13 protein-coding genes are annotated in these 14,574 nt (G+C 63.7%); 5 read left to right on the forward strand and 8 right to left on the reverse strand.

The features are described 5' to 3' along the window. Window positions 1-6: 6 nt before the first annotated feature. The 5 genes from betB to DEM27_RS02700 all read right to left on the reverse strand — a co-directional run bounded on the left by betB (window position 7) and on the right by DEM27_RS02700 (window position 5,450). Entirely contained in the window at window positions 7-1,470 is a 1,464-nt protein-coding gene (betB, locus tag DEM27_RS02680) for a betaine-aldehyde dehydrogenase (protein WP_109456624.1), read from the reverse strand. After that, entirely contained in the window at window positions 1,467-2,270 is an 804-nt protein-coding gene (locus tag DEM27_RS02685) for a tetratricopeptide repeat protein (protein ID WP_109456625.1), read from the reverse strand. Before DEM27_RS02685 ends, betB begins: the two co-directional genes overlap by 4 nt. A 2-nt stretch (window positions 2,271-2,272) precedes the next feature. Then, a complete protein-coding gene (gene betC / locus DEM27_RS02690; protein ID WP_109456626.1) occupies window positions 2,273-3,802 on the reverse strand; it encodes a choline-sulfatase in 1,530 nt (509 codons plus the stop codon). Between the two features lie 203 nt (window positions 3,803-4,005). Next, window positions 4,006-4,593, reverse strand: coding sequence for a transcriptional regulator BetI (gene betI / locus DEM27_RS02695; protein WP_109456627.1), 588 nt, complete (start codon window positions 4,591-4,593; stop codon window positions 4,006-4,008). A 17-nt stretch (window positions 4,594-4,610) separates the two neighbouring features. Further along, entirely contained in the window at window positions 4,611-5,450 is an 840-nt protein-coding gene (locus DEM27_RS02700) for an alkaline phosphatase family protein (RefSeq protein ID WP_109456628.1), read from the reverse strand. Window positions 5,451-5,809: 359 nt separating this feature from the next. Here DEM27_RS02700 and DEM27_RS02705 point away from each other — a divergent pair, with 359 nt between their 5' ends. From DEM27_RS02705 to DEM27_RS02715, 3 genes are all read left to right on the forward strand, one after another. Continuing rightward, a complete protein-coding gene (locus DEM27_RS02705) occupies window positions 5,810-6,073 on the forward strand; it encodes a ribbon-helix-helix domain-containing protein (protein WP_109456629.1) in 264 nt (87 codons plus the stop codon). A 196-nt stretch (window positions 6,074-6,269) separates the two neighbouring features. Beyond that, the gene (locus tag DEM27_RS02710; RefSeq protein ID WP_245445616.1) at window positions 6,270-8,099 is read left to right on the forward strand and encodes a bifunctional diguanylate cyclase/phosphodiesterase; all 1,830 of its coding nucleotides are present in this window, start codon (window positions 6,270-6,272) and stop codon (window positions 8,097-8,099) included. A gap of 112 nt (window positions 8,100-8,211) precedes the next feature. Next, window positions 8,212-9,213 carry an NAD(P)H-quinone oxidoreductase gene (locus tag DEM27_RS02715; protein ID WP_109456631.1) on the forward strand — a complete coding sequence of 334 codons (1,002 nt, stop codon included), beginning with the start codon at window positions 8,212-8,214 and terminating at the stop codon, window positions 9,211-9,213. Between the two features lie 108 nt (window positions 9,214-9,321). On the opposite strand, the gene DEM27_RS02720 is transcribed toward DEM27_RS02715, so the two are convergent. Both DEM27_RS02720 and DEM27_RS02725 read right to left on the reverse strand, forming a co-directional pair. Next, the gene (locus DEM27_RS02720) at window positions 9,322-10,296 is read right to left on the reverse strand and encodes a sensor domain-containing diguanylate cyclase (protein ID WP_109456632.1); all 975 of its coding nucleotides are present in this window, start codon (window positions 10,294-10,296) and stop codon (window positions 9,322-9,324) included. Between the two features lie 219 nt (window positions 10,297-10,515). After that, a complete protein-coding gene (locus DEM27_RS02725) occupies window positions 10,516-11,940 on the reverse strand; it encodes an MFS transporter (RefSeq protein WP_109456633.1) in 1,425 nt (474 codons plus the stop codon). A 112-nt stretch (window positions 11,941-12,052) separates the two neighbouring features. Between DEM27_RS02725 and DEM27_RS02730 the strand changes: the two genes are divergently transcribed. Next, entirely contained in the window at window positions 12,053-12,682 is a 630-nt protein-coding gene (locus tag DEM27_RS02730; RefSeq protein WP_109456634.1) for a helix-turn-helix transcriptional regulator, read from the forward strand. Here DEM27_RS02730 and DEM27_RS02735 read toward each other — a convergent pair. Next, window positions 12,671-13,408 carry a DUF3750 domain-containing protein gene (locus DEM27_RS02735; RefSeq protein ID WP_109456635.1) on the reverse strand — a complete coding sequence of 246 codons (738 nt, stop codon included), beginning with the start codon at window positions 13,406-13,408 and terminating at the stop codon, window positions 12,671-12,673. The two genes, DEM27_RS02730 and DEM27_RS02735, sit on opposite strands and share 12 nt — an antisense overlap. A gap of 146 nt (window positions 13,409-13,554) precedes the next feature. Here DEM27_RS02735 and DEM27_RS02740 point away from each other — a divergent pair, with 146 nt between their 5' ends. Further along, window positions 13,555-14,562: an asparaginase gene (locus DEM27_RS02740; protein ID WP_109456636.1), complete on the forward strand. Its 1,008-nt coding sequence runs from the start codon at window positions 13,555-13,557 to the stop codon at window positions 14,560-14,562. The last annotated feature ends 12 nt before the right edge of the window (window positions 14,563-14,574 follow it).

Consider the following 14,574-nt stretch of genomic DNA (forward strand, 5'->3'; position numbering starts at 1 on the left):
GCCATCTCAATACGGCGCCTGAACCGGCCCGGTGCCGACATAGACCGTCTTCAGCTCGCTGTAGTGCTCCAGCGCCGCGGCGGAATTTTCGCGGCCGAAGCCGGATTGTTTCGAGCCGCCGAAGGGGATCTCCACCGGGCAGAGATTGTAGGTGTTGATCCACAGCGTGCCGGCTTCCAGCCGGTCTACGACACGATGGGCGCGGGAGATGTCGGCGGTGAAGACGCCGCCGGACAGGCCGAATTCGGTGGCGTTGGCGCGGGCGATGACCTCCGCCTCGTCGTCGAAATCGAGCACGCACATCACCGGGCCGAAAATCTCCTCGCGGGCGATGGTCATCTTGTCGGTGACGTCGGCAAAGACGGTCGGCTGCACATAATAGCCTTCGCCGGCGACATTGTTGGGAATGCCGCCGCCGGTCAGAAGCGTCGCGCCCTCGGCCTTGCCCTTCTCGATGTAGGCGAGCACCTTCTCGCGCTGCGCCCAGGAGACCATCGGGCCGAGCTGCGTCGCCTCGTCCATCGGGTCGCCGATGAGGATCGCCTCGGTGCGGGCCTTCAGGCGCGACAGGAACGTTTCCTTCACCTTGCGCTGCACGAAGACGCGCGTGCCGTTGGAGCACACCTGTCCCGTCGAATAGAAATTGCCGAGCATGGCGCCGCCGATGGCGGAATCGATGTCGGCATCGTCGAAGACGATCAGCGGCGACTTGCCGCCGAGTTCCATGGTGACGTGCTTCAGGTGGCCGGCGGCGGCGGCGGCCACCTTGCGGCCGGTCGGCACCGAGCCGGTCAGCGACACCTTGGCGACGTCGGGATGATTGACCAGCAGCGGCCCGGTGTCGCGGTCGCCCTGGATGACGTTGTAGAGGCCCTTCGGCAACCCGGCCTCGTGCAGGATTTCCGCGATCTTCAGCGCGCCGAGCGGCGTGTTCTCCGAGGGCTTGAACACCATGGCGTTGCCGGCGATCAGGGCGGGCGCGCCCTTCCAGCAGGCGATCTGCTGCGGATAGTTCCAGGCGCCGATGCCGACGCAGACGCCGAGCGGCACGCGCTTGGTATAGGCGAAATCGCCGCCGAGCGGGATATAGTCGCCGTTCAGCGCCGTGGCGGCGATGCCGCCGAAGAATTCGAAACTGTCGGCGCCGGACGTCGGGTCGGCGACGATGGTTTCCTGGATCGGCTTGCCGGTGTCGAGCGTTTCGAGTTCCGAGAGTTCGCGGTTGCGTTCACGCATGATCTCGGCGGCGCGCTTGAGGATGCGGCCGCGGGCCGTCGGGCTCATCGCCGCCCATTCCGGCTGGGCGCGCTTGGCAGCGGCGATCGCCTTCTCGATGATGGCGGGCGTTGCCGCATGCAGGCGGGCGATGACTTCGCCGGTGGCCGGATACAGGCTTTCGAAGACGGTGCCGTCGGCGTCCTCGACATACTCGCCGTCGATGAAGTGCGAGGCTTTGGGTTGGGCTTTCATGTGCGATCCTTTGCCTGTTGGGCGAGATAGGCTTCCAGGAAACCGGCGAGCAGTTTCGGGCTTCTTTGCCACGCCGCCTTGAATTCGTTGAGATAGATGGCTGCGGCTTCTTTGCTGCCCCAGGCAATCAAGTCGGCCGACACGGCGCGGGGCCACCTGTTGCTCTTGGCCGCCGTGGCGAGCAGGGGCAGGAAATATCGATTGCTGGCTTCTATTTCGTCGAAATGCCGGCGGAAATCGATCTTCCGTTTGCTGGCCAGATCGACCAGCAGCTTGGTTGCCACGAACTCTATGGAGCCATCTCCGTCGTAGTCGGCGAAGAGAATGCGGCAATCGCTATAGTCGCCGCTTTCCGCCGAAAGCTTCATCACCAGGGTCCGAACGCCCTGGTTGTCATTCGGGTTCAGCTTGAGCAGTCGCTTGAAGGTCTCGGCAGCCTCCTTCGCATCTCCCGCGGCCATCAGGGCGAGGCCCAGATTATGCTGCGCGCGCATCCAGGGACGGGTGCCGAGGAAGCCCCACCAGGCCATGTCTTCATCGTCGAGGACCGGCGCGAAGAGCCTCTCCCCGATCCTTACCCCCTCACGGAACAGGGCGATGCTTTCGGCGTGGCTTTCGGCGTGAATGCCGAGAATGTTATAGGCATCGATGCAGTCGAGATCGACGGAGAGCGCCTTGCGGGCGAGTTTGGTCCGCTTACCCGGCGTCTCTGCATCCCAGGCCTCGTTCAGAATTCCGTCCGCTGGGCTGTCGATGTCCGGGCCGAAGCCGCCTCGCGCATTGTATCTCGCTTTTCTCACAGTCACTCTCCGCGCGGATACCGTTTCGATTCTTCCAGAATGTTGAGATCCATATGGTTGCGCATGTAGCGCTCGGAAGCGCGCTGTAGCGGCTGGTGGTCCCAGGGGTAATAGGCGCCGTTCCTCAGCGCTTCGTAGACCACCCAGCGCCGCGCCTGGCTTTCGCGCACGGCGGCGTCGAAACGCCCCATGTCCCAACGGGCATCGCGCCTGGCGCGGAAGTGACCGAGCGTTTCGGCATGGGCGGGATCTGCCGCGAGATTGGTCAGTTCCAGCGGATCGGCATCGAGGTCGAAAAGCTGCTCGGGGTCGAGTTCGCAATGGATGTATTTCCACCTGCCCTCGCGGATGCCGACCAGCGGCGCGTAGGAAGCCTCGGCGGCATATTCCATCAGCACCGGCTCGGTGCGGGCCACGCCGTTCATCATCGGCACGAGGCTCATGCCGTCGGTCCAGGGCTTGACGCCGTCGAGCGAAATGCCGGCGAGGTCGGCAAGCGTCGGCGTCACGTCGAGATTGGAGGTCGGCGTCGTGTGCAGGCCGGGCGTGATGCCGGGGCCGGCGATCATCAGCGGCACGCGGGCGGACCCCTCGAAGAAATTCATCTTGAACCATAGGCCGCGCTCGCCCAGCATGTCGCCGTGGTCGGAGCAGAACAGGATGAAGGTATTGTCCAGCATCCGCGTCCGCGTCAGCGTATCGACCAGCTCGCCGATCTTGTCGTCGAGATAGGAGATGTTGGCGAAATAGGCCTGGCGCGAACGGCGGATGTCGTTCTCGGTTACCGTGGCGTTCTGGTAGTCGCAGGAGTGGATGATGCGTTGCGAATGCGGGTCCTGCTGTTCGTCCGGCAAGGTGCCGATCTCCGGCAGAAGGTGTTCGCAGTCCTCGTAGAGATCCCAGTATTTCCGCCGCGCCACGTAAGGATCGTGCGGATGGGTGAAGGAGACGGTCAGGCACCAGGGGCGGCGGCCCTGGTCGTCGTTTTCGCGCGAAAGGTGATAGAGCTTCTGGTTGGCGAGGAAAGCGACCTCGTCGTCATATTCCATCTGGTTGGTGATTTCGGCGACACCGGCGCCGGTGACCGAGCCGAGATTGTGGTACCACCAGTCGATGCGCTCGCCGGGCTTGCGGTAGTCCGGCGTCCAGCCGAAATCGGCCGGATAAATGTCGGTGGTCAGCCGTTCCTCGAAACCGTGCAACTGGTCTGGCCCGACGAAATGCATCTTGCCGGACAGCGCGGTGTAATAGCCGGCGCGGCGCAGGTGATGGGCATAGGTCGGGATCGACGAGACATATTCGGCGGCGTTGTCGTAGACCTGCGTGCGGCTCGGCAGCTGGCCGGCCATGAACGAGGCGCGGGCAGGGGCGCAGAGCGGCGACGAGGTGTAGTTGTTGCGGAAGCGCGCCGAGCGGGCGGCCAGCGCCTTCATGTGCGGCGCATGCAGGAAGTCGGCCGGGCCGTCGGGAAAGAACTTTCCGTTGAGCTGGTCGACCATGATGATCAGGATATTCGGCTGGGTATGGCTCAACGGGGTGTTCCCTTGTTATAATATTGATTTAATTCAGTTTTATACTGGCAAGATTGCTCCTCACCCTAACCCTCTGCCCGTTTTACGGGGAGAGGGGACTTGCCCCACGCGGCAGCGGAATACGGCAAAACGGTGCGGCATATCCCTTCTTCCCGCGGGAGAGAAGGGCAAAGAGGCGCCGTCGTGCCACATACGGAAGTCGCTCATCGGTTCACCGCCTGAAGTTGCATCGCCAGGTAATCCTCGGTCATCGCCACCGAAGCCTCGATGCTGATCGGTGCGGATTTCAGGCTCTGGCGGATGTAGAGACCGTCGATCATCGCCGCTAAACCTTCGGCGATGCGTTCGGCATCGGCACGCGGGCAGAGGTCGAGCAGGCTGGCCACGAGGTTGGAATGCAGCCTGCGGCTGTAGAGCACCAGGAGCCGCCGCGTCTCCTCCGAACGCTGCGCCTCGACATAGAAGGCGAGCCAGGCGGCGATGGTCTCCGGGCTGAACTGGTCGGCCTGGAAGCTGATGCGGATCACCGCCGACAGCCTGTCCCGCGGCGAGGCGGCCGCGCCGAGCGCCGCAACGGCATCGGCGCGCAGTTGGCGCAGAAGGCTGCGGATCGTCTCGATCACCAGCCGGTCCTTGGAGCCGAAATAATGATGCGCCAGTGCCGCCGAAACGCCGGCCTGCCGGGCGATCTCCGACATGGTCACGTCGAGCGAACCGTGGTCGCCGATGGCGCGCAGCGCGGCATCCGTCAGCGCCTTGCGGCGAATGGGCTCCATTCCGACTTTCGGCATCCCGTCTCCCTTCTGTGTCAGCGCAGGAAGGCGCTGGCCTTCATGCTGTCCGGCACCGGCACGCCAAGGCGGGACAGCACGGTCGGCGCCAGTTGCAGCTGGTCGAGCAGCGTATCCTCCGAGGGGCCTTCGCCGCCGCCGAACCAGTAGAAGGCGAAATCCTGCATCTCCTCGTCATGGCCGCCATGGTGGCCGCGGTTGGTCTGGCCGTGGTCGGCGGTGACGATCACCTCGTAGCCGTTCCTGCGCCAGCGCGGCAGGAAGGCGGCGAGCTGCGCGTCGATGACGAAGCAGGCGCCGTCCATCTGGCCGCAGTCATGCCCGTAGCGGTGGCCCATGCTGTCCAGCGTGCAGGTGTGCAGAATACCGTAATCGATGGAAAAACGCTCGGTCAGCCGCGTCAGGGTCGCGAACAGGTCGAGGTCGCACGGCGTCATCTGGTTCTGGTGGTTGTAGCCGCTCATGGTGTGGAAGCGGCCGTGATGGATCGGCCCCTCCGGCTCGTCGTATTCGATGTCGCGCACCATGTCGAAAGGCGAGCGCTGGAAGAACATCGACCAGAAGGAATGCGTCACCGCCCCCGTCTTGCCGCCGGCCTTGGCCACTTCCGAGAAGATGTCCGGCTGGGCGACGCGGAACAGCGTCTCGTTGGAGAGCACGCCGTGCACCTGCGGCGAAACGCCGGTGTGGATCGAGGCGTAGCAGGAGGCCGAGGTGGAGGGCAGCACGGAGCGCATCTTCCACACGCGGGCCTCGCCGGATTGCACCCAGCCCTCGAGATTGCCCATCAGCCGGCGGGCGTTGCGCCAGGGCTGGCCGTCGAGAATGATCAGCAGAAGCTTGTTGCGAAGGGCCATCGGGGCGGTCCGTCCTCTGGTTTGGTCCAAGCAGAATGACGGCAGTCTATTTTTGATTGACGCGCCAATCAATAAAAAACGCGAAATTTTTCCGCCCGAATGATCTGCTGTTTTGCCGTTCATCTGCACGGAAATCGGCAACTGCACACTTGTCGGCCGCGGGCACGGTCCCCATGTTTTTGACAAGCGCACGAAGAAGGCCTAGATTCGTTTTCCTGGCGTGTTGCGTGCGAGACCTGTTCGAAGCGGCGTCACCCGGTTTCCGTAGGCAGCGACAGGGCATCGGCCGGATCCGTCCAAGGATCGGGTACAGCGTATCCTGGTGGTTACTCCGTGCGATAGAACGAGGGAGAAAACACATGCCGATCGTTAATGCCACCGTCCCACCCCAACTTGCTGCTGCCATCCGGGCTGCCGTTGATGACGGCACCTATGCGTCCGAAAGCGACGTCGTGCGCGAGGCGCTGAAGCTGTGGAGCGAAACCCGGCGCGGCGCGCCGCGCTTCGGCGAGGAAAAGATGTGGGAAGCGAGCTCCCGCCGCGAGTGGCTGGACAGCGAAAGGGTCTGTGTCGCGGACCTTTTCAGCGCCCATATGCACCGCCTGCCCACGGCGGCGTGCTGACGGGGGTGATTGCCGGCAAGACCTTGAAAACGAAAGAGAACACACCCTGAGCGGGAAATTTCCCGCCAAGCCTCGCGCCGATCATCAAACATTCATGCAAGTTTCACACTGGCAAAAGGTTTTATTGACCTTTTGCCGGGAATCCTGCGGGCGTGCCTTTATGGATTTGAGCCCGTGTGGATTTGAGGAACGCAGCATGTTGATGGCGCAGCACACCGAACCTGAACTTTTGCGCCGCTATGCCAGCGACCAGCTGGTGACGCTCGCCAAGCTGGTGATCGAAAGTGCCTTCCAGCCGATCGTCGAAGCCGGCACGGGAACCGTCTTCGGTTACGAATCGCTGATGCGCGGTTTCGACCGGATGGGTTTCGATTCCCCGCTGGAAGTGCTCGACCAGGCTGACAAGACCGGCCAGTTGGTCGCGCTGGAGCAGATGCTGACCAGCCGGGCGTTGGCGAAATTCGCCACCATCGAGGACTTCTCCTCCGCCACCCTGTTCCTCAACCTCGACGTCCGGCTGATTCGCCATGGCGAACGGCTGGTCGAAACCCTGCTGCAGCACCTGCGCAAGAACAACATCCCGCCGTCCTCGCTGTGCTTCGAACTGTCGGAGCGGTTCGACAATACCAGCGTGCCGGAATTTTCGGCGCTGATCGCCACCATGCGCAAGGCGGGCTTCAAGCTCGCCATCGACGATTTCGGCGTCGGCCATGGCGAGATGAAATTGCTGTGCGACTATCCGGTCGATTATCTCAAGATCGACCGCCACTTCGTCGCCGATATCGACAAGAGCGCCCGCAAGCGCCACCTGTTCAAGAATTTCGTCAACATGGCGCATGTGCTCGGCATCCGCGTCATCGCCGAGGGCATCGAGACCGAGGCGGAATTCCTGGCCTGCCGCGAATATGGCGTCGATCTGGTGCAGGGCTGGTTCATCTCCCGCCCCACCACCTTCGTCTCCGAGCTGAAGCCGGCCTTCCCGCACCTGCGCGATCTCGGGACGATGAAGCGTTCCAGCCAGTCGCTCGACGAAATCCTCATCCGCAAGCAGATCGAGCGGCTGCCGACCGTTTATGAGAACGACAGCATCGAGGACGTCTTCGAGCTGTTCCGGCGCAACCCGCGCCAGGCCTTCTTTCCGGTGCTGAACGCCAACGGCGAACCGCGCGGCATCATCAACGAATATCACCTGAAGGAATATATCTACCAGCCGTTCGGCCGCGACCTGTTGAAGAACAAGGTCTACGAACGCTCCATCTCGCAATTCGTCGACCGCGCGCCCACCGTCGGCCTGGATGCGGATGCGGAGCGGCTGATGGCGATCTTCGCCAACATGGATGGCAGCGACTGCGTCATCCTCACCGAGAACATGCGCTATGCCGGCGTCGTTTCCGCCGCCTCGCTGATCAAGGTCATCAACGAAAAGCAGCTGAAGACGGCGCAGGACCAGAACCCGCTGACCGGCCTGCCGGGCAACCGCGCCATCCGCGAGTTCATGCAGTCCGCCGGCCGCGACGGCGACGAGACCCGCTTCTTCTGCTATTGCGATTTCGACAACTTCAAGCCGTTCAACGATCATTACGGCTTCCATATCGGCGATCACGCCATCTCGCTTTTCGCGGCGCTGATGCGCCGCTATTTCTTCTCCGAGGGCGATTTCCTCGGTCATGTCGGCGGCGACGATTTCTTCATCGGCATCTCCGGCTGGTCGACGGAGGAGATCACCGAAATCCTCGACCGCCTGCTTACCGATTTCCACGACGACGTGATCGACCTCTACACCGAGGAAGACCGCATCAACGGCTACATCAAGGGCCACGACCGCACCGGCAACGAGCGGATCTTCCAGCTGATGCGCTGCTCGATCGGCGTGCTGGAACTGCCGGCCGGCCTTGTCATCGACGACAGCGCCCGCGTCAGCGCCGAAATCGCCGCCGTCAAGGCGCGCGCCAAGAACAGCGACAGCGGCCTTGCCTTCCAGGTTTTTGGCGAAAATGACATGCAGAAACAAAGTGCCAGGACCTGAGGGCGGATCTGAAGCGTTGCGATGCGCTTTCAGGGCGCGGCAAGCGGTCGGCTTTTCAAGTCGCGCGGCTTCCTCTATTGCGGTTGCCATGCCGAACAGGAGGGCGTGAGCAATGAGTCTGCCGAAGGATATGCGTTACATCGATTTGCCGCAGTTTGGCGCGCCGGAGGTGATGGTGGTCGCCCGCGGTCCGCTGCCGCAGCCGCGCGAAGGTGAATTGCTCGTCCGCGTCGAGGCTGCCGGTGTCAACCGCCCCGATGTCGCACAACGGCAGGGGTCCTATCCGCCGCCGAAGGATGCGAGCCCGGTGCTCGGGCTGGAGATCGCCGGCGAGGTGGTCGGGCTCGGTGCCGGCGTGACCGGTTTTGCCATCGGCGACAAGGTCTGCGGCCTGACCAATGGCGGCGCCTATGCCGATTATTGCGTGCTGCCGGCCGGCCAGGCGCTGCGGTTTCCGAAAGGGTACGACGCCGTGCGCGCGGCGGCGCTGCCGGAAACCTTCTTCACCGTCTGGGCCAATCTGTTCCAGATGGCCGGGCTGATGGAAGGCGAAAGCGTGCTGATCCATGGCGGCACCAGCGGCATCGGCACGACGGCCATCCAGCTTGCCCGCGCCTTCGGCGCCACCGTCTATGCCACGGCCGGGTCGCCGGAAAAATGTCAGGCCTGCGAAAAGCTCGGCGCCAAACGGGCGATCAATTATCGCACTGAGGATTTTGCCGCCGTCATCCGCGAGGAGACGGACGGACGCGGCGTCGATGCGATCCTCGACATGATCGGCGCCGCCTATCTGGAGCGCAACCTCGCCTCGCTCGCCAAGGACGGCTGCCTGTCGATCATCGCCTTCCTCGGCGGCAACATGGCCGAGAAAGTCAACCTTGCGCCGATCATGGTCAAGCGCCTGACGGTGACCGGTTCGACGATGCGGCCACGCACGGCGGAAGAAAAACGCGGCATTCGCGACGAATTGCTGTCCCAGGTCTGGCCGCTGCTCGATGCCGGCGACCTGGCGCCGGTGATGCATAGCGTGCTTCCGTTCGAGGCGGTGGTGGAGGCGCATCGCCTGATGGAGAGCAGCGAGCATATCGGCAAGATCGTGCTGAAGCTTGCCTAACCGGAGCATTTCCAGCCGAAGCGGCATCGCTTCGGCGTCGGACAATGCGGCAACACCAAGAGGATGGAGCAATCCTGTGAACCCGTGTTCACGGGAAATGCTGAGGGTTCAGCGGGCGGCTTCCGTGCGGTTCCGCCCGGCCTGCTTGGCGCGGTAGAGCGCCTTGTCGGCACGCTGGAACAGCTCTTCCGGGCATTCGCCGATGCATTCGGCAATGCCGGCCGACAGCGTGTAGGAGAGGTCGATGCCGGCGACCGGGGCCGAGCGGCTGACCGCCTCGCGAATACGCTCGACGATATCGACGGCGCGTTGCAGCCGGACCCCCGGCATCAACAGCATGAATTCCTCGCCGCCGATGCGGGCGAGCGTGTCGGTATCGCGGATCTTCTGCTTGGCCAGTTCGGCGAAATGACAGAGAACCTTGTCGCCGGCCGCGTGGCCGAAGCGATCGTTGATGGTCTTGAAATGGTCGAGGTCGATGAGGGCGACGGAAAAGGCGGTGCCGCGTTCGCCGGCCTCCAGCGTCTTGTAGGAAAACACCGACATGACGTGGCGGCGATTGAGCAGGCCCGTCAGTGCATCGGTATCGGCCGCCTGCTGTGCGAGGTCGCGCGCCAGCCGCAGCAGGCTCTCGTTGGTCTTCAGCGGCGTGATGTCGGTGACGAACAGCAGCACCCAGCCGCCGTCATAGGTGGTTTCGCTCGACCAGAACCAGCTGCCGTCGACCATGTCGATCTCGAAGGAACGGTAAGGCGCGCTGCGGCGCTTCTGCCGCGCATTGGAAAGCCAGGTCTCGATGTCGACGGAAAAACGCGGGCCGGTGCGGGTGGCATGACAATGCCGCATGATGTCGTCGAAACTGGCGCAGCCCGGCTGGATATTGTAGATCCGCCGCATGCCCTCGGAGGTGAAGACCAGTCGGTCGGCCGGATCGAAGAGGGCAATCGCAGCGCCGCTGGCAGCAAAGCCCGCAAGCAGGGCATCCGGAAACGCGGAATGCGAGCCCGCCGTTTCCGGTGTTTCGGGCTCGCGTCGTTTCGTCGGATATGTGCTGGCAGCAATGATGCTCGAAGCCTTCGACATGCCTTTGGGAAACTCTTTCGTGAGCAAATCTGTCTCTGATCTTTATATTATACGATCGGTTTTGAAATTCCCTTAAAATCCGGCTGCAATCATTCGTCTACGTGATATCGTGTCAAGCACGCGTGCCGCTAGTTCGCCGCCGGCGCTTTCCTCCGAGAGCATGTCCAGCCGAAGCGTAGTCGCTTCTGTGCCGGACAATGCGGCAAGAACACGGATATTCTAGGTATCGGTCGCGGTTTTCCGCAGGCTGATGCTGGCGACCAGCGCGACGAGGGCGGGCAGGGTGAACAGCGCAAAAAGCCAGGTCGCCGCCGAAATGTTGCCGGCGACGCCGCCCGGCGCGATCAGGCCGGTACTGTTCACCGTAACGCCGGCCATCGCCGCGCCGAAGGCGCTGCCGAGCGATTGCATCGTGGTGATACCGGCGGACGCCTTGTCCTTCTCGTCCTCGTCGGCGAGTTTCAACACATAGGTCACCAGATGCGCCCAGCCGAGGCCGACGCCGAACCCCATTCCGAACAGCAGCACGGTGTTGGCGATCAGCAGCGTCAGGTCGGAATCGGGATTGTCGCGTGCCATGGTGAAGATCAGGAGGCCGGTGGCGATGGCTTCGAGCGCCGCGCCGCAGATGATCGCCAATCGCATCGTCCTGCCCTTGAGATTGGCGCTGAAGAAAGCGCCGATCGTCCATCCGAGCGCGATCAGTGCGACGAGATAGCCGGAAATCAGCGGCGTCACGTGATGGAGCACCTGCAGGAAATACGGAATATAGATGTCGCAGACCAGCGCCGCCAGAAGCATGAACATGGCGATATAGACACGTGAAATCGGTTTCTTCAGGTTGACGCCGCCGCGCGGCAGGAGCCGCACCGGCACGTTCCATTCGACGACGATCATGACCGCGATGGTCGCGACGGCGGCGACGACCAGCCACATGCGCAGGGATACGTTTTCCGTCGTGCCGGCAAAGCTCACCATCAGCACGGAGGCGATCAACAACACCATCTGGCGCACCGGTGCCTTGGTTTCCGTGCGGTCGTCGGCGCCTTCCGGCAGCAGCCACGGCGCCAGCGTGCCCATGGCGAGCGCGAAGGGGATGATGATGGCGAAGGCGTAGCGCCAGGCGCTGTCATGGGCGAAGAACCCGCCGACCGTCGGGCCGATGAAGGTCGAGATGCCCCAGATCGCCGCATAGAGCGTCGAGGCCTTGCCCCACAAGGGCTCCGGATAGGCGTAGCGGATGAAGGCGTAACCGAGCGTCGACAGCGTGCCGGCGCCGAAACCCTGGACGGCACGGCCGATCAGCACGATTTCCATCGTCGGGGCGAGCGCGCAGATCAGGCTGCCGGCGAGAAACAGAAAGGCGCCGACCATGTAGGTGCGGTTGAGGCTCATGCCCCGCGGACGGATGGCGATGAAGATCGAACCGAGCACCGAACAGGCGACGTAGAGCGTCGTCACCCAGGCAAACAGCGGCAGCCCGCCGATATCGCGCACCACCGACGGCATCACGGTCGCCGTTACATAGGTCTCGATGGCATAGAGCGAAATGCCGCCGGCGAGCATCAGGCTGGCGGCGAGGTGCGTGGGGGAAAAAAGGCTCCAGACGGAAGCGGAAGGTGCTGCGGAAGCGGGCGTCGACATCGGGTGTTTCCATTCCGCCGGTTGAAATCCGGCAGCTTTCTGTTATTCCAAGTTATAAATTGGAAAATTGCATGGGCTATGCAATTAATCAAGGTGGAGCTTGGATAAATATATGCGGCAGTCGCCGGTCAACAAGATCCTGATTCTCATCAAGAAGGAAGGGCCTCAACTGGCCGCGACGATCGGCGAGGCGCTCGGCACGACGGGCGAGGCGGCGCGCCAGCAATTGGCCAAGCTTGCGGCAAAGGGGCTGGTCGAGGCGCGCAGCGAGGGCGATGGCGGCCGGGGCCGGCCGCGCCAGTTATGGCACCTGACGGCGGAAGGCCATCGCGTCTTTCCCGATGGTCACGCGGAGCTTGCCGCCGGCCTGATCGACATCCTGCGGCAGACGCTCGGGCCTGCGGCCCTGGAGGCGGTGATCGCCGCCCGGGAAAACCAGACGGCGGCGCATTATGCGGCTGCCTTGGCCGGCGAGGGGGATCTGCCCGACCGCGTCGCCCGGCTGGCGGCATTGCGCACGCAGGAGGGCTACATGGCCGACTGGTGGCGCGACGAGGACGGGTCGTGCATCCTTGTCGAGAACCATTGTCCGATCTGCGCGGCGGCGACCGCCTGCAGCAATTTCTGCGTTTCCGAGCTTGCCGTCTTCCGCCGCATCCTCGACGCCGATGTCGAGCGCCTCGAGCATATCCTGCACGGCGCCCGCCGCTGCGCCTACCGCATCCGGCCTTTACATCCTTAACGTGCCGACCGCCGGGATCTTTACCCCCGGCTCGACGACATCGAGACCGGCCACCAGGCCGAGCAGATGCAGTTCGATGCCGCTGCGCAACCCGGCGGAGAAGCCGATGAGGCCGTAGAGCGAGGCGTGCATGTCGAGCCCGTCGTCGTCGAGCTGGAAGAATCGGCCGTCCGGTAGGTAGTCGCGGCCGACGGCATCCGGCGGCAGCACCGCGCCGATCGCCGGCACCGACCGCAGCACATGCGCCACGAAGGTATTGGAGTTGGGGCCGGGATAGAGCCGGTAGGAACCGGGTTTCGCATAAGGGTAGTCGCGGATCGCCGCCTCGACGGCGGGGATCAGCCGCTCGGCCTCTTTACCCCTGATGGCGCGCACCAGATGCGGCGTGTTGGAATACCAGTAGGCGTCCGCCGGATAGCCGTTGCGGCGGATCGGCGAACCCCAGCCGACCTTGTCGTAGCGCGTATAGCTTTGGTCACCCTTGCCCTTGGTAACGATCCACGAATGGCTGGAAACGGCGCCCTTCATTCCGCCGGTCGCTGCCGAGAAGATGTAGATCGCCGCCGCCTTTTCCTCTTCCGGCTTGGGCAGCAGCCCGGCCGACGACCAGTCCGCCTCCCGCCAGCTGCGCGGCCTGTCCTTGATCGCCCACCATCCGGCAGACGCCAGCGCCGGCAGCAGGTAGATGACGAGGAAGGCGATCGCCAGGCGTTTTGCGAGCTTCATGAAAGTCCTTCGGCGGTAACGGCGGAAGTGCAATGGCGGGACATTGCGATGAACATCATGCGATTATGGCATTTGAAAGCCGTTGGCACGGGCGCGGCGGCACGATATTGCTGCGCCCAGCATCTGGCATCCGGGAGAAAACAGCCATGACGAACCCTGTCCTCGTAGACGTCACGCGTGGCGACCTGGTCGAAAGCCGGCATCGCGGCATGGTGGCCGTGGTGGATGGCGACGGCAGCCTGGTCTTTTCGCTCGGAGACATCGACGCGACGGTATTCCCGCGCTCGGCCTGCAAGGCGATGCAGGCGCTGCCGCTGGTCGAGAGCGGCGCGGCGGACGCCTATGGTTTCGGCAATGCCGAACTGGCACTGTCGGCCGCGTCGCATTCCGGCGAGCCGGCGCATGCAACACTTGCTGCGGCGATGCTCGCCCGCGCCGGCCGCGACGAAACGGTGCTGGAGTGCGGCGCCCACTGGTCTTTCGAGCAGCCGGTGCTGATCGAGCAGGCCCGCAGCATGGAAAAGCCGTCGGCCCTGCACAACAACTGTTCGGGAAAACATGCCGGCTTCGTCTGCGCCGCCTGCCATTCCGGCACCGACCCCAAGGGCTACAGCAGCTATGATCACCCGATCCAGGCGGAGATCCGCGGCATCATGGAAAGCCTGACGGGTGCGGCGCTCGGCCACGACAATTGCGGCACCGACGGCTGCTCCATCCCCACCTATGCCGTGCCGCTGCGTGGGCTGGCCCACGGTTTTGCGCGGATGGTCACCGGAACGGGGCTTGCCCCGCAACGGGCAAAAGCGTCCCGGCGCATCATCGACGCGTGCATGGCCGAACCGTTTTATGTCGCCGGCACCGGCCGGGCCTGTACCAAACTCATGCAGATCGCCCCCGGCCGCATCTTCGCCAAGACCGGTGCCGAAGGCGTGTTCTGCGCCGCCGTGCCGGAAAAGGGCATCGCCATCGCGCTCAAATGCGAGGACGGGGCGACGCGGGCGGCGGAAGCCATGGTCGCCGCCGTCCTGTCGCGCTTCTTCGACAAGGACACCCCGGAGCAAACAGGCCTGACGGCGATGGCCAACCGGGCGCTGCGCAACTGGAACGGCATGCATGTCGGCGCGGTCCATGCCGGCGCGTTGCTGACGCGCTAATCGTGTATTCCC

This window comes from Rhizobium album, assembly GCF_003122325.1.
Taxonomy (GTDB): Bacteria; Pseudomonadota; Alphaproteobacteria; order Rhizobiales; family Rhizobiaceae; genus Metarhizobium; species Metarhizobium album.

What these genes read in the sequence shown, in the direction of transcription:
- betB (WP_109456624.1), bottom strand. Translation starts at nt 1,470, where the DNA reads ATGAAAGCCCAACCCAAAGCCTCGCACTTCATCGACGGCGAGTATGTC.
- betI (WP_109456627.1), bottom strand. Translation starts at nt 4,593, where the DNA reads ATGCCGAAAGTCGGAATGGAGCCCATTCGCCGCAAGGCGCTGACGGAT.
- DEM27_RS02700 (WP_109456628.1), bottom strand. Translation starts at nt 5,450, where the DNA reads ATGGCCCTTCGCAACAAGCTTCTGCTGATCATTCTCGACGGCCAGCCC.
- DEM27_RS02705 (WP_109456629.1), top strand. Translation starts at nt 5,810, where the DNA reads ATGCCGATCGTTAATGCCACCGTCCCACCCCAACTTGCTGCTGCCATC.
- DEM27_RS02710 (WP_245445616.1), top strand. Translation starts at nt 6,270, where the DNA reads ATGTTGATGGCGCAGCACACCGAACCTGAACTTTTGCGCCGCTATGCC.
- DEM27_RS02715 (WP_109456631.1), top strand. Translation starts at nt 8,212, where the DNA reads ATGAGTCTGCCGAAGGATATGCGTTACATCGATTTGCCGCAGTTTGGC.
- DEM27_RS02720 (WP_109456632.1), bottom strand. Translation starts at nt 10,296, where the DNA reads ATGTCGAAGGCTTCGAGCATCATTGCTGCCAGCACATATCCGACGAAA.
- DEM27_RS02725 (WP_109456633.1), bottom strand. Translation starts at nt 11,940, where the DNA reads ATGTCGACGCCCGCTTCCGCAGCACCTTCCGCTTCCGTCTGGAGCCTT.
- DEM27_RS02730 (WP_109456634.1), top strand. Translation starts at nt 12,053, where the DNA reads ATGCGGCAGTCGCCGGTCAACAAGATCCTGATTCTCATCAAGAAGGAA.
- DEM27_RS02735 (WP_109456635.1), bottom strand. Translation starts at nt 13,408, where the DNA reads ATGAAGCTCGCAAAACGCCTGGCGATCGCCTTCCTCGTCATCTACCTG.
- DEM27_RS02740 (WP_109456636.1), top strand. Translation starts at nt 13,555, where the DNA reads ATGACGAACCCTGTCCTCGTAGACGTCACGCGTGGCGACCTGGTCGAA.